The organism is Streptomyces lycii, assembly GCF_009735685.1.
Classification (GTDB): domain Bacteria; phylum Actinomycetota; class Actinomycetes; order Streptomycetales; family Streptomycetaceae; genus Streptomyces; species Streptomyces lycii.
Genome location: NZ_WHPN01000139.1, coordinates 1 through 908, shown reverse-complemented (window position 1 = coordinate 908; position 908 = coordinate 1). Strand labels below are relative to the sequence as shown.

At 69.7% G+C, this 908-nt stretch carries 1 protein-coding gene; it reads right to left on the bottom strand.

Annotated features, from left to right (window positions below):
* Positions 1-890 (bottom strand): urea ABC transporter permease subunit UrtB (gene urtB, locus GCU69_RS05945; protein WP_156205326.1); only part of this gene is annotated, 890 nt, incomplete at its 3' end.
* Positions 891-908 lie beyond the last annotated feature (18 nt).

Below are 908 nucleotides of genomic sequence, written 5' to 3'. Positions count from 1 at the left end.
CTGGTCCGCAGGGTGAACAGTCCTTGGGGGCGCCACTGGAGGAACGCGACGATCGCGACCAGCACGACGACCTTGGCGATGCTGACGGTCGTCGAGTACTCCATGACGGACTGGAGCGCGCCGAGCGCGAAGGCCACGATGACGGCGCCCCGCAGCTGCCCGATGCCGCCGACCACGACGACCAGGAAGGCGTCGATGATCAGATTGGTGCCCATGGTCGGGCCGATCGGGCCGACGAGCGTCAGCGCCACCCCGGCGATCCCCGCCAGGCCGGAGCCGATGAAGAACGTCGTGCGGTCGACGCGGCCGGTGGCGATGCCGGAGACCTTCGCCAGGTCGCGGTTCTGCACGACGGCGCGGATCCGCCGCCCGAGCGGGCTCAGCCGCAGCAGCAGCGTCAGCGCGACGACGGCGGTGACGGCGAGCGCGAGGATGAACAGCCGGCTGGTGGCGACGGTGAAGTTCTCACCGCCGTGGGTGAAGAGGGTGATGTTGCCGGTGAGCGCCTCGGGCGCCCGGGTCTGCACGTTGGGGGCGCCGAAGACGTCCCGGGCGAGCTGCTGGAGCAGCAGCGACACGCCCCAGGTGACGAGCAGGGTGTCCAGCGGACGGGCGTAGAGCCGCCGGATGAGCAGCAGCTCCAGTACGACCCCGAGCGCGCCCGCGACGAGGAAGGCGGTCGGGAGCGCGACCAGCAGCGAGCTGCCCGCGCCGAGACCGGCGGTCTGCTGGAGCACGTACGCGGTGTAGGCGCCGGCCATGATGAACTCGCCGTGGGCCATGTTGATGACGTTCATCTGGCCGAAGGTGAGGGACAGTCCGAGCGCGATGAGCAGCAGGACGGCACCGATGCTGATGCCGATGAACAGCTGACTGAGAACCACAGTCATGGGCGACCTCCGGATACG